This is a genomic window from Oceanobacillus sp. FSL K6-2867 (assembly GCF_037963145.1).
Taxonomy (GTDB): domain Bacteria; phylum Bacillota; class Bacilli; order Bacillales; family Amphibacillaceae; genus Oceanobacillus.
The window spans coordinates 1196868-1209051 of record NZ_CP150144.1 but is presented as its reverse complement, the minus strand read 5'-3'; the positions used below and the strand labels follow the sequence as shown (position 1 = coordinate 1209051).

Here is a 12184-nt window from a genome sequence, read left to right as displayed (position 1 = left end):
ATGATAATACGAAGAGCAAAATTAGATGATGCAACAGGCATTGCAAAGGTTCACGTGGATAGTTGGAGAACGACTTATAAAGGTATTATCCCAAATGACTTTTTAAACAATTTATCTTATGTAAAACGAACAGAATTATGGAAACGTAATATTTCGGAGGAAGCAAATTATATTGTAGTTGCTTTGAATGAAATAGACCAAATAATCGGTTTTGGAACTGCAGGGAAAAGACAAAAAAATAATGAAAATAATACAGGAGATCTAACGTCTATTTACCTACTTGAAGAATATCAAGGAGAGGGAATAGGAAAGAAGCTGCTTAAAGAACTATTTAAGCATTTTAAACAATTGGGTTGTGAAAAGATATTTGTTGAAGTTCTTGAAGATAATAAAACTCGTTACTTTTATGAATATTATGGTGCAAAGTTAGTCAAAACAGTTCAAATTAAAATTGGTGGACAAATATTAAATGAATTAATTTATGAATGGAATAACATTGACGATATTATTGAGGGAATGTAATTTTTAGCCTATAGTGTTGAAGTCGCTTTTTTACTAAAGAGTGCAATCAGAATTTGATTGCTCTTTCTTTTTATAATAATGTTAGGAATATTATGTTGAATCACCATGTATTTGTCTCCGCTAAAAAAATATGAAATTAAGGAGGCTAATTATGAATATCCAATATATAGAAAATAATTCATTTAAGGAATATGAAATAAAAACACTATATGATGATGTTAAATGGACAGCGTATACTAAGGATATGCCAAGATTGTTAAGTGCGATTAAAAACTCTTTAGCAGTAATAACAGCGTGGGATAATGAAAATTTAGTAGGTCTAATTAGAGTGGTTGGTGACGGTTTAACAATTATTTATATCCAAGATATTTTAGTCTTACAAAATTACCAAAACGAAGGCATCGGTTCTGAATTAATGAAGAGAATTCTTTATAAATATCAAGATGTTCGCCAAAAGGTTTTACTTACAAATGATGCAGCTAATGTACGTGCTTTTTACGAAAAGAACGGCTTTAATTCTTGTGATAATGGAGACTTAGTTTCTTTTGCAAAGATAGATTAAAATTAATAAGGTTATGTTTTTTTTATTGTATTAAGGGGTGCGTTTCTAAAAAATAATTGTAACTATTTCCAATTATATTAGAAGGTTATTTAAGCGAATAAATCCCTGAATGCGATTTGTAAGGAGTGATCAAGAATGAGAATATACACTGATTGCCAATTTATTACTAGGACAATAAAGGTTGGTGAGCTTACGAAATCGCAGCTCATTCAGAAATTGAAACAACGCTCTATCTTGATGAATGAATATGCAAAAAGACTATTATCTGATGATAAATTTACTACTTCGGATACAAAGTATAGCTTGAAGATCGTTGAATTAACCGTTGAGAACCTTGGTTTTCCTAATGGATCTACTATGCCTCAAATTTTCAAAAGAGCGAGCGAACTTGGATTAGAATTGTGTCCACTTGAGCTGGGACCTCACCTAAGACTAGAGTATCTTAATCAGCCTGAAGGTAACAAGGGGAATCCTTCACAAAAACATAAAGCTCCTTCTGGCTCCATTACAATAGCATCGGAGATAGTAAGTGAAGACGATTATTTTCCGAAAGGTTTTTACCTTAGGAAAATTAATGGCGTTTTATGGCTTCGTGCGTACATTGCCGATGATTTGCACGTATGGAATCCTGATGATCACTTTATCTTTTGTCAACAACAAATTTAAAAAGAGTGAAGAATTGAGAAAAAGCATTACTGAATTTGTACAAGTGGGAGTAAAAGTACAACTTAACTTGGAGAGAGAACGCCTATATATCGGCATTTATTCTAGTCTAATATGGAGAAATTAAGTTAAAAATGATATAGTTCCCTGCCAAAAACCCTACCAATAAAAAATTTTGGTAGGGAATTTTGTTTTTTCGTTGAATTTTGGTAGGGAATATTTTTTCAAATTATACATTCAAAATTCGTTGAAATCAATAGATACTTTTTTGGGTTTTCTGGAAATTGAGTACAGCCACTGAAAGTTGCCACCGATTGCCAAACTTTTTACCAGTTAAAACCTCTTATATAATCAGAAGGCACACCTATTAGTGGTGTGAAACTTTTATATAGGAGGTTTTTTTTTGATTCATTATCGAAAGATTTTGGAATTACACCATGGCAAATGTTGCTTTGAAGAACGTTTAACGATATCTTGATAGTTATCCCTTTTCCAACTTGGCTCGTAAGCTCAACTTCTCCACCATGAGCTACTATAATATCCCGAGCAATTGCCATTCCAAGGCCGGTACCTCGTATATTTCCAGTATTTGTACCACGATAATAGCGGTCAAAAACTTGGGTCTGCTCTTCAGGGGAAATACCTTTTCCATTGTCTTTTATGATAATAGCGTCTCCCGTAACATTTACAAAAACCTCTACATTTTCATCATTATGAATTAATGCATTATATATAAAGTTGAGCAAAGCGCGTTTCATTAAGTGCTGGTCTATTTTCCAGCTTAGTTCGCTATTTTCACTATAGAAATGAATTTGCGATGAGCTAAATTGGGGATCATTTAGTAAATCAATGATCATTTCCCGAACAAAGCCTTCCATATTTGTTTCCTGTCGTTGAAGCGGCATTTCTTGGTTTCGAAGTCGCATTGTTAGATTGAAGTCATCTACTAGCTCCTTCATATAAAGGGACTGTCGTTCGATTACCTCTGCATACTCTAAGCGTTCATTTGATGAGACATTATCGTTACGTAAAAGTTCGGCATAACCACGTATGGAAGCGAGTGGAGTTTTGATGTCATGCGAGACATTACTAATCCATTCATTTCGCATTTTTTCTAATTTATTGCGTTCCTCATCGTGTGCTTGCAATGTCTTCGAAACATTATTTAGATTTGCAAAAACTGGTTTGTATATACCGGGACGCTTTGGTTTTTTTGTGCGGAATTTTCGTTCCTTTAGTTCACTAATACGTTCAATAATGCGGTTCACAGGTTTTGTCAAAATAGTACTGAACAAGAAACCAACAACTGCCGAAATAATTAAATCTACAATGATAATGACTCCTAGAAACCGAGAAGCATATGTTATGAATGTGTTTGGATTTATCATAAACACTTCACGTTTTTCACTGGAATCAGGCACACCAATTAAATAACTATACCCTTCAAATTCGCCTATAAAATACGTATTAAAATCATCATCCATATATTTATATTTGTGTACAAGATCAATGGGGGTATAATTCGTCGAGACATTATCTGGTGTTCGATATGACGAAATCACATTTCCACTGTTGTCTAAGATTTGCAGCCAAGCATCAAATTCTTCTAAGGCAACCTCACCTTCTTCTGTAACAAGGGGTTGATCATCCTCTATTGAGAGGTATTGGCTGAATGACCGTGTGAAATCTTCACCAGAGCTATTTTCGAAACCATCTGCATTTTGGGAAGCTTGATAAAAAAGCAATCCAACTAAAATTATAGTGTTTACAATTATTACAATAAATACGATGCTTAAAATGGATAGTAAATAACGAGCGGTTAGTTTCCATTTCATTTTCCATCACCTATTCTTAGAAAACTTGGTTGTCACCAAGCTTTTAGGTGACAGCCTTAGTTGCACTTATGCAGTAAGAAAGTAGTTATACTTTCTTAACTGCTAAAAAGAAAAGTCTATATTTATTCAAAATAACTACTACAAATCGATAACTCAATTCTTATTATTTGGCATGAATCGATAGCCTAATCCTTTCACAGTTAAAATATAGGAAGGGTTAGACGGATTTTCTTCAATCTTTTCCCGAAGCCTGCGAATATGTACCATTAATGTATTATCAGCACCATAAAAGTCTTGTCCCCATACATTTCGAAATAAAGATTCTTTGCTGAGGATTTGGTTTGGATTCCGCATAAATGATGCCATTAATCCAACTTCTTTAGCGGTTAACTCAAGCAAATGACCGTCCTTTTTAACTTCTGTTTCATCTGAATTGATTTCAAAAGGTCCGACGCTTGTCGCCTTAGCTGCTTTTGCCTTTGCAGTTGCCTCTATAGTATACACACCGGCGCGCCTAAGTTGTGCCTTTACACGATAGGCCATTTCTTTGGGACTAAAAGGCTTCGTAATATAATCATCTCCACCGATTGCCAGTCCTAATATTTTATCCACTTCATCGGACTTAGCTGATAAGAAGAGAATTGGGATACGTGAAACCCCTCTTATACTTTTACATAAATCATAACCTTCCCCATCAGGAAGCATAACATCTAATATCACTAGGTTTGGCTCAAAATCCTGAAATTTTTGCCATCCTTCTTTTATGCTACCTGCTATTTTGATTTCAGAAAAACCTTCCTTTGTTAAGGTTGTTTTCATTAACTTGCATAAGTCTTGTTCATCGTCAACGATGAGAATGCGTGGTCTTTCCATATTTACCACCCTTTTTATACTTATTATTATCCTTCTATTCATTCTATCTTAACAGGAATTTTATGCGATGGAACGTATTTAAGGATTTTGTAAGGTAAACGTGATTTTAGTTTAAGGATGGAGGGATATAGTAAAGACATACGAAAGAGGTGAAGGTAAAATGGAATCTTTATTACAGGTAAAAAATGTTGAGAAAGTATTTGGAAAAGGTGCGAATACGTTTAAAGCTTTGGAGGACATTTCATTTACAATAGATCATGGTGAATTTGTAGGAATTATGGGATCATCCGGTGCTGGAAAGTCAACATTGCTTCATGTATTAGCGACAATTGACTCTCCTTCTAAGGGTGATATTTATATAGAGAATGATAATATTGCAAAAATGAAAGAGGATCAGCTTGCTGATTTTCGCAGGGACCATCTCGGATTTATATTTCAAGATTACAACTTACTCGATTCGCTAACAGTACGTGAAAATATCGTATTACCACTTGCGATTGCAAAAATTCACATAAAAGAAATTGATGCGAAAGTAGTTTCGATGGCGAAAGCATTCGGAATTGAAGCGATACTCGATAAATACCCATATCAAATTTCTGGTGGTCAAAAACAACGTACTGCATCTTGCCGAGCTCTCGTTTCTAATCCAAAACTGATTTTTGCAGACGAACCTACTGGGGCACTTGATTCCAAGTCAGCAACAGATTTATTAAAAAGCCTGAGCTCATTAAATGAAAATCAAGAAACAACCATAATGATGGTGACGCATGATCCATATGCAGCGAGCTTTTGTAGACGAATTCTATTTATCAGTGATGGACGTTTATCCAGAGAAATGATTCGTGGTACACACTCACGAAAAGTGTTTCACCAAATGATTTTAGATGAACTGGCACAACTAGGTGGTGACGGGCATGATGTTGTTTGATTTAGCGCTGAAAAATATCCGTCGAAATATGAAAAGTTATGGACTTTATATTGGCTCAACCATTTTTTCCATCATTATATTTTTTACGTTTGCAACGTTAAAACATAGTGATGATATAAGTGGGTTGGCAGAAAAATCAAAACAAATCAGCGGTATAATGAGTGCTTCCGCGTTTGTGCTTATCATTTTTGTTGCTATCTTTATTCTGTATTCAAATTCCTTTTTTATGAGGAAAAGAAAGAAGGAAGTAGCATTATACTCATTAATGGGTGTACGAAAAAGAATAATAGGCTTTCTATTGTTCTTTGAAAATATGGTAATAGGGTTAGTTTCTTTAATCGTTGGAGTTGTATTAGGTTTCTTCCTATCTCAATTACTATTATCTCTTCTTCTTAGGTTAATGGAGTTGAATATCGACGTTGGCATTGCATTCTCACCCAATGCTGTTGTCGAGACAATTGTCGTATTTTTGATTATATTCCTTATCACGTCGTTGCAAGGTTATCGGGTTATTTATCGATTTAAGCTGATTGATTTATTTCATGCATCGAAAAAAGGAGAAGAATTGCCAAAGGCTAAGCTTGTTTCAGTAATTGTTGGGCTAGCTGCATTGGTGACAGCTTATTGGTTAGCATTACAAGATTTAACTTCAGAAGCGTGGAGGATCCTAGGCGTATCAATGCCAATCGTCATTATTTCCTTAACCGTATTAGGTACGTATCTCCTATTTAACAGTGTGCTGGTTTACGTACTTCAAATGTTGAAAAAAAAGAAGTTTTGGGCATGGAAAGGTCTCAATTTAATGACTGCTTCCCAATTATTGTATCGAATTCGTGGAAATGCAAAAACATTAACCATTATAGCTGTGTTAAGTGCAACAACGATTACAGCAGGCGGTGCAGTGTTTGGAATGTATTATAACACGGAGAAAAACGTAGAACAATATACACCATTCTCATTTATGTGGGAAGGGCAAGAGGAAGATATCGATGCTTCTATTGTAAAAGAATCGATTCGTGTAGATACGAAAAATATTCGTATTAACAGTGAACAAATGGAGAGAGCGTATACAGTTATTGACCATTCTGCATTTGAGAAATTGGCGGAAGCGGTTGAATGGGATGTTGATTCCTTAAACATAACCGAGGACGAAGTGGCCATGATAGAACCGTTTTATAATGAACAGTGGACGGAAGATGTAAAGGAAGTTTCTTTTAATAATGCAGATCATGAAGTTGTACAAATTTATGGAGAATCTATCTTCAATATTTCTACGGTTCCTGGTACGGTAATCGTTGCTCATGATGAGGCTTACAATGATTTGAATGCAGAGGAAACGACTTTTCAAGCTGTGCAAGTAGAAAATTATAAGGAGCACTTAGACTTGTCCCAGGAGTTAGAAGCGAAGTCATCAACAGTAAACTTTTCCAGTGCCGCACAAGATTATCAAAATTCTTTAGAGGGAACAGGAATCATGTTATTTGTTGGAAGTTTCTTAGGTCTCGTCTTTCTTGTTGCCACTGGCAGTATTATCTTCTTTAAAATGATGACAGAGGCTGAAGATGATAAAGATAAGTATTCCATTTTATATAAAATTGGTGTCCCTAAAAAAGAGATGAAGCGTACCATTCGTTATCAAGTAGGGTTCATATTTATAGCACCGCTCATACTTGGATTACTGCATGGTACAGTTGCTTTGATTGCTTTTTCTAATTTATTTCAAATGGACCTATTGGCACCAATCATAATTTGGATGTCGGCGTATGTATTAATTTATATTACTTATTATTTTATTACCATACGGGGGTTTCATAAGACAATTTTGAATACAATTCAGGAGGGAAATTAAATGAAAAAACTAATTGGTATAACTTCTATTCTATTGGTGGCTGCAGTAGTGATACTGGCCACGGTTGATTTTAATCGCTTTGGAAAAGAAAATGTTTATGTACAGGTTGGAAACCCTTCTTACACGGATGAAGATCAGCTTGACTCGGGAGAAATTATGACAAGCTATTGGTATGAACTTCCTGCATATAATGAAAATGGTAGCGCGGTGAAAGTAGTGTTTTCTGCACAAAAGGAATTAAGACAAGGTGCTTACTTGAAACTGTATGTAAAAGGTGGAAATGAAGTTACATCTTATGATGAAGTGAGTTTGAATGAAATCCCAGATAAAGCAAGAGAATCATTGTAAATGAAGGATATGCTGACCGCTGCGTGGGCAATTGCCCTGGACGGTATGAGCAAAAAAACCTGCCTAATTAAACGGTACAGGGAAGGAAGGTTCCTCTTAAATTAGAGTAAGACCCAAGATCTAGGTATCTTTAATTTTAGTTGCGATAAAGCTCGTAATCCTTGTATAAAAGGGTTTATGAGCTTTTTTATTTGATTTTTCGATAGAAAGCGATAAGTTTTCAAATTGTTTTACACATACTTTCAAGTGTCTTCATTTCTTTCAATCTGGGTAAAAAGTCTCTTAGCCTAAAGCTTCCTTCAGCAGTCTTTCTACAAGTTTAATAGAAAGTCCTAACTCTTCCCACTCATACTCCAACATGAGTTCTATCCTTTCTGATTATCAAATTGATGGGCAATTCAAACTCTAAAATAGAGTAGGGATATCAAGCCAAACTCTCCTCAATTCCTTCACCTGCAATCTGCATGCAAATTACTTTCATTGTGCCAGTGAACTTACCTTTCATTCAACAAATATAAACAATAAACAACAATTTGAATAAAAAAATTCCTTTTTTAATAAAAGGGTTGAAATTTGTTCGTTAGCGTGATAGAGTAAAGTCAATTCAAAAAATTATGTTTTTAGAGGAGGATTAATTTGCAGACAGTTCAGTTTGAATGGAAGCCAAAAGTAAAAGAGTTTCTTGAGGGGAATATAGGACTTTATATTAATGGAGAATATGTCAACGCGTTATCTGGCAATAAATTGGATGTTTTAGATCCAGCTACAGAAGAAGTCATCGCTCAAGTTGATATGGGAGATAAAGAGGATATTGATAAAGCTGTTAAAGCAGCTAGAACAGCTTTTGATGAAGGTGATTGGACAAAAATGAAAGCGTCTTCCCGTTCGCGAATTATTTATAAATTTGCAGACCTTCTAGAGGGAAATCGTGAAGAGCTAGCTCAATTAGAATCACTAGATAATGGTAAACCATATAAAGTGGCTTTGACAGATGATGTGGATGGCACGATTGAGCATTTTAGATATTATGCTGGCTTTGCTACAAAAATCCAAGGAAAGTCAACGAATGTTTCTCCAGATTATATCAATTATACGCTGCATGAACCTGTAGGGGTCGTTGGGCAAATCATTCCATGGAACTTTCCATTATTAATGGCTGCGTGGAAGTTGGGATCGGCTTTGGCAGTTGGTTGCACAGTCGTGATTAAGCCAGCTAGCGAGACGCCGTTATCTTTACTATATATTGCAAAGTTGTTTAAAGAAGCTGGATTCCCGGATGGGGTTGTCAATATCGTCCCTGGTTCTGGAAGAGGAGCTGGTGAGGCAATTACTACACATCCGCTAGTTGATAAAGTAGCGTTCACTGGTTCAACCAATGTAGGTAAAGATGTGATGAGGAAAGCTGCGGATCAACTGAAAGACGTTACGCTAGAATTAGGAGGCAAATCACCTAGTATTATTCTGGAAGATGCAAACGTCGAAAAAGCGATAGAGGGTGCTTTCTCTGGAACGATGTATAACCATGGTCAAAACTGCAGTGCGACTACAAGGATATACGTACAGAGAAAATTATATGACCAAGTTTTGCGAGGGCTTTCAGACAAATTAGAGCAAATCAAATTAGGACACGGGATGGATCCAGAAACAGATATGGGACCGCTTGTATCGAAAAAACAGCAGCAAACGGTACTTGATTATATCGATAAAGGTGTAGAAGAAGGTGCAAAGCTAATTGGAGATGATACTCCTGCATCGGGTAAAGGATTTTTTGTGAAGCCTGTTATTTTTGCAGATGTGGATGATGATATGACGGTTTCACGAGAAGAAATCTTTGGCCCTGTAATGACTGTTCATGTATTCGATACGGTAGAAGAAGTTATCCAGAGAGCAAATGATAGTATCTATGGCCTTGCAGCAAGTGTCTGGACAGAAAATATGAAAAAAGGTCACTACATTGCCGGCAAGCTACAAGCAGGAACCGTATGGTTAAATGATGTTGGTCAAGAATGGGAAACAATGCCATTTGGAGGCTATAAACAATCTGGAATTGGACGGGAAATGGGCGGAGAATACGGCTTAGCGAATTACACTGAAGTTAAAAGTATTTATGTAAATATGGCACAAGATGAAGAATAATACATTAAAAATATGGGGAGGTTTTTTAAAATGACAAGACCAGTAGGAATGATTCCAGCTATACCGACACCGATGAATGAGGATCATACAATTAATTTTGATGGAATTGGAAAAGTTTTAGATCACTTAATTGATAATGGAATTGAAACCGTACTAGTTGGGGGGAGTAACGGGGAATATTCTCTCATGAGTCTGGAGGAAAGAAAAGAAGTTATTCAATATGTTTGTGACAAAGTGAAAGGAAAAGCGAAAGTAATGGCGGGAACAGGATGTCACCGGACAGAAGATACGATAGCTTTGACTAAATTTGCATCAGATGCAGGTGCAGATTGGGCATTGGTTATTAACCCTTATTATATGCATACAAGCGAACAAGGAATTATTGATTTTTATAAAGCGGTTGCACAGAACTCTGATATCGGAATTCTTATTTATCATTATCCTGATGTAACAAATGTGGAATTAAGCCCAGAATTAATCCATGAGATTAGCCAAATTGATGGTATTGTTGGGATAAAAAACACAGCAGATCAACTGCATACGAATAAATTGTTAGCGTTAACAAAGGACAATGAAGACTTTTCTCTGCTAACTGGATTCGAACATTTGATTTTACCGACATTGGCAGTAGGAGGGCATGGAGCAATTGGTGTTGTGCATAATCTAGTTCCAGCTGAATTGGTTCGTTTATATAATCTAGTTGTCAATGAAAATAATATTAAAGAAGCAGTTGAATTAAACCAGAAATTAATGCCACTCTACGACGTCATTGAAGAAGAAGTCATACCAGGTACGGTGAAAGCTGGTTTAGAAGCATTAGGATTACCTGGTGGAGCCAGCAGATTGCCTTTAATACCTGCATCAGCAGAATATAAAGAAAAGATTAAGGAATTATTATCTGATGTCGGTGTATTAAAAACGGAGGAAGCGAAATGAAAGATGTTGTCATAATTGGTGGAGGACTTGCCGGGCTCTCAGCAGCCTGGCGTCTGAAACATCATAATATATTAGTGTTAGAGTCTGAAAATCGGATCGGTGGTCGTGTTCATTCTGAACGACGTGGAGACTATTGGCTGAATTGGGGCGGCCATCTATATGCCGGACCTGGATCAGCTACAGACGAATTACTAAAATCTGTGGGAGTGACGGCATCACCTGTACCTGGTAAGTTAACAGCAATGTCTTTAAACGGACGGCTACTTTTAAAAGGTGCTGTTGAACTATATCCCTTTAGAGTTCCAATGTCATGGAGATCTCGCTTTGCTTTGATACGTGCGGGTGCAAAAGTACGGGCAGCTGTTATTAGCTACGGAAAAATGGCAAAAAGAAGACCTGGAGAAGATTATCGGGTCCAGCAACAACGCATTTTAGAATTTATGGGAGATCAAACGTTCACCGATTTTACGGGGAAGCTACCGACAGATGCAGACTCTATTTTCAGACCTACTGTTAGTCGTTCAACGGGCAGCCCGGAAACAATTACAGCAGGATCAGGAGTAGGATATTTCCACACGGTATGGAATAAAAGTGATGGACTTGGAAGAAATATTGATGGGGGACCATCCACACTTACCGACACAATTGCAAAAGCTTTAAAGAAAAGCATCCAACTGAATGCGAAAGTAGTTGAAGTGCTTCAGAAAAAAGAATCTGTCGTCGTACGTTATATCCAAAATGGTATCGAACATGTGGAAGAATCTCGTTACGCAGTACTTGCTACCCCAGCTACAATAACAAGGAAAATAGCAGCAAATATTGATTCAGAACTTGGTGAAGCGCTCGATAAAGTTACGTATGGTCCGCATGTAAGTGCAGCATTTCTAACCAATGAAACGGAACCGCAAGTGTGGGATAATATTTATTCTTTTGCGACGCCTAAAAGAGCCTTTGATATTATTCTTAACCAAACGAATCTCATACGATCAAGAGAAACAAAAAGACAACCAGGCAGTAGTATTATGACCTTTTCACCTGGGGAAAGTGGGAGTCGATTAATTGATAAACCTGAAGAAGAAATTATTGAAATCATATTGAATGATTTAGATGACATCTTCCCTGGTTTTAGTGATAACGTTGTTGAGGCACGGGTAAATAAATATCCATTTGGATCAGCCTATATTTTCCCAGGACGGGCAAAGATACAGCCAATTTTAACGAAACCAGATGGTCGTTTATTCTTAGCAGGAGATTATTTAGGATCAACTTATACGGAGACAGCTATTCAGTCAGGGTTCACTGCTGGGCAGGAAATTAACAGCCTGCTGGGTGCGGATACGAATGAATATTTAGCTGCAGCTGCTCATATACAACCGAGTCTGCATGGAATAATGAATCATGATAAAGCACTGATTAATTGAACGCTGATTATTTGTAATGCATGATCTAATTTCGGTGAGAAAACCCACGCATTACAATTCATTTTTAATGCATACGTTTCTTATTGTATGTAATCGCTTACTTAATTGGTT

11 protein-coding genes are annotated in these 12184 nt (G+C 36.4%); 9 read left to right on the top strand and 2 right to left on the bottom strand.

Annotated features, from left to right (window positions below; all coding sequences use genetic code 11):
• The 3 genes from NSQ77_RS05845 (at position 1) to NSQ77_RS05835 (ending at position 1750) form a co-directional block, all read left to right on the top strand.
• Positions 1-522, top strand: coding sequence for a GNAT family N-acetyltransferase (locus NSQ77_RS05845; RefSeq protein ID WP_339229536.1), 522 nt, complete (start codon positions 1-3; stop codon positions 520-522).
• Positions 523-673: 151 nt separating this feature from the next.
• Positions 674-1084, top strand: coding sequence for a GNAT family N-acetyltransferase (locus NSQ77_RS05840; RefSeq protein ID WP_339229534.1), 411 nt, complete (start codon positions 674-676; stop codon positions 1082-1084).
• A 135-nt stretch (positions 1085-1219) separates the two neighbouring features.
• Positions 1220-1750, top strand: a complete 531-nt coding sequence (locus NSQ77_RS05835; protein WP_339229533.1) for a helicase — start codon at positions 1220-1222, stop codon at positions 1748-1750.
• Positions 1751-2073: 323 nt separating this feature from the next.
• On the opposite strand, the gene NSQ77_RS05830 is transcribed toward NSQ77_RS05835, so the two are convergent.
• Positions 2074-3582: a HAMP domain-containing sensor histidine kinase gene (locus tag NSQ77_RS05830; RefSeq protein WP_339229531.1), complete on the bottom strand. Its 1509-nt coding sequence runs from the start codon at positions 3580-3582 to the stop codon at positions 2074-2076.
• Positions 3583-3735: 153 nt separating this feature from the next.
• Positions 3736-4455, bottom strand: coding sequence for a response regulator transcription factor (locus NSQ77_RS05825; protein WP_339229530.1), 720 nt, complete (start codon positions 4453-4455; stop codon positions 3736-3738).
• Between the two features lie 160 nt (positions 4456-4615).
• Between NSQ77_RS05825 and NSQ77_RS05820 the strand changes: the two genes are divergently transcribed.
• The 6 genes from NSQ77_RS05820 to NSQ77_RS05795 all read left to right on the top strand — a co-directional run bounded on the left by NSQ77_RS05820 (position 4616) and on the right by NSQ77_RS05795 (position 12073).
• Positions 4616-5383, top strand: a complete 768-nt coding sequence (locus NSQ77_RS05820; protein WP_339229528.1) for an ABC transporter ATP-binding protein — start codon at positions 4616-4618, stop codon at positions 5381-5383.
• Positions 5370-7232, top strand: a complete 1863-nt coding sequence (locus NSQ77_RS05815) for an ABC transporter permease (protein WP_339229526.1) — start codon at positions 5370-5372, stop codon at positions 7230-7232. The genes NSQ77_RS05820 and NSQ77_RS05815 overlap by 14 nt, the downstream gene beginning before the upstream one ends.
• Positions 7233-7580, top strand: a complete 348-nt coding sequence (locus NSQ77_RS05810; RefSeq protein ID WP_339229524.1) for a YxeA family protein — start codon at positions 7233-7235, stop codon at positions 7578-7580.
• 636 nt (positions 7581-8216) lie between these two features.
• On the top strand, positions 8217-9716 hold the full coding sequence (locus NSQ77_RS05805) for an aldehyde dehydrogenase family protein (protein ID WP_339229522.1): 1500 nt from the start codon (positions 8217-8219) through the stop codon (positions 9714-9716).
• A gap of 30 nt (positions 9717-9746) precedes the next feature.
• Positions 9747-10652 carry a 4-hydroxy-tetrahydrodipicolinate synthase gene (gene dapA / locus NSQ77_RS05800; RefSeq protein ID WP_339229520.1) on the top strand — a complete coding sequence of 302 codons (906 nt, stop codon included), beginning with the start codon at positions 9747-9749 and terminating at the stop codon, positions 10650-10652.
• Positions 10649-12073 carry an NAD(P)/FAD-dependent oxidoreductase gene (locus tag NSQ77_RS05795; protein WP_339229518.1) on the top strand — a complete coding sequence of 475 codons (1425 nt, stop codon included), beginning with the start codon at positions 10649-10651 and terminating at the stop codon, positions 12071-12073. The genes dapA and NSQ77_RS05795 overlap by 4 nt, the downstream gene beginning before the upstream one ends.
• The last annotated feature ends 111 nt before the right edge of the window (positions 12074-12184 follow it).

Excerpts from the sequence above, each read along its gene's own strand:
- NSQ77_RS05845 (WP_339229536.1), top strand. The coding sequence starts at position 1 with ATGATAATACGAAGAGCAAAATTAGATGATGCAACAGGCATTGCAAAG.
- NSQ77_RS05840 (WP_339229534.1), top strand. The coding sequence starts at position 674 with ATGAATATCCAATATATAGAAAATAATTCATTTAAGGAATATGAAATA.
- NSQ77_RS05835 (WP_339229533.1), top strand. The coding sequence starts at position 1,220 with ATGAGAATATACACTGATTGCCAATTTATTACTAGGACAATAAAGGTT.
- NSQ77_RS05830 (WP_339229531.1), bottom strand. The coding sequence starts at position 3,582 with ATGAAATGGAAACTAACCGCTCGTTATTTACTATCCATTTTAAGCATC.
- NSQ77_RS05825 (WP_339229530.1), bottom strand. The coding sequence starts at position 4,455 with ATGGAAAGACCACGCATTCTCATCGTTGACGATGAACAAGACTTATGC.
- NSQ77_RS05820 (WP_339229528.1), top strand. The coding sequence starts at position 4,616 with ATGGAATCTTTATTACAGGTAAAAAATGTTGAGAAAGTATTTGGAAAA.
- NSQ77_RS05815 (WP_339229526.1), top strand. The coding sequence starts at position 5,370 with ATGATGTTGTTTGATTTAGCGCTGAAAAATATCCGTCGAAATATGAAA.
- NSQ77_RS05810 (WP_339229524.1), top strand. The coding sequence starts at position 7,233 with ATGAAAAAACTAATTGGTATAACTTCTATTCTATTGGTGGCTGCAGTA.
- dapA (WP_339229520.1), top strand. The coding sequence starts at position 9,747 with ATGACAAGACCAGTAGGAATGATTCCAGCTATACCGACACCGATGAAT.
- NSQ77_RS05795 (WP_339229518.1), top strand. The coding sequence starts at position 10,649 with ATGAAAGATGTTGTCATAATTGGTGGAGGACTTGCCGGGCTCTCAGCA.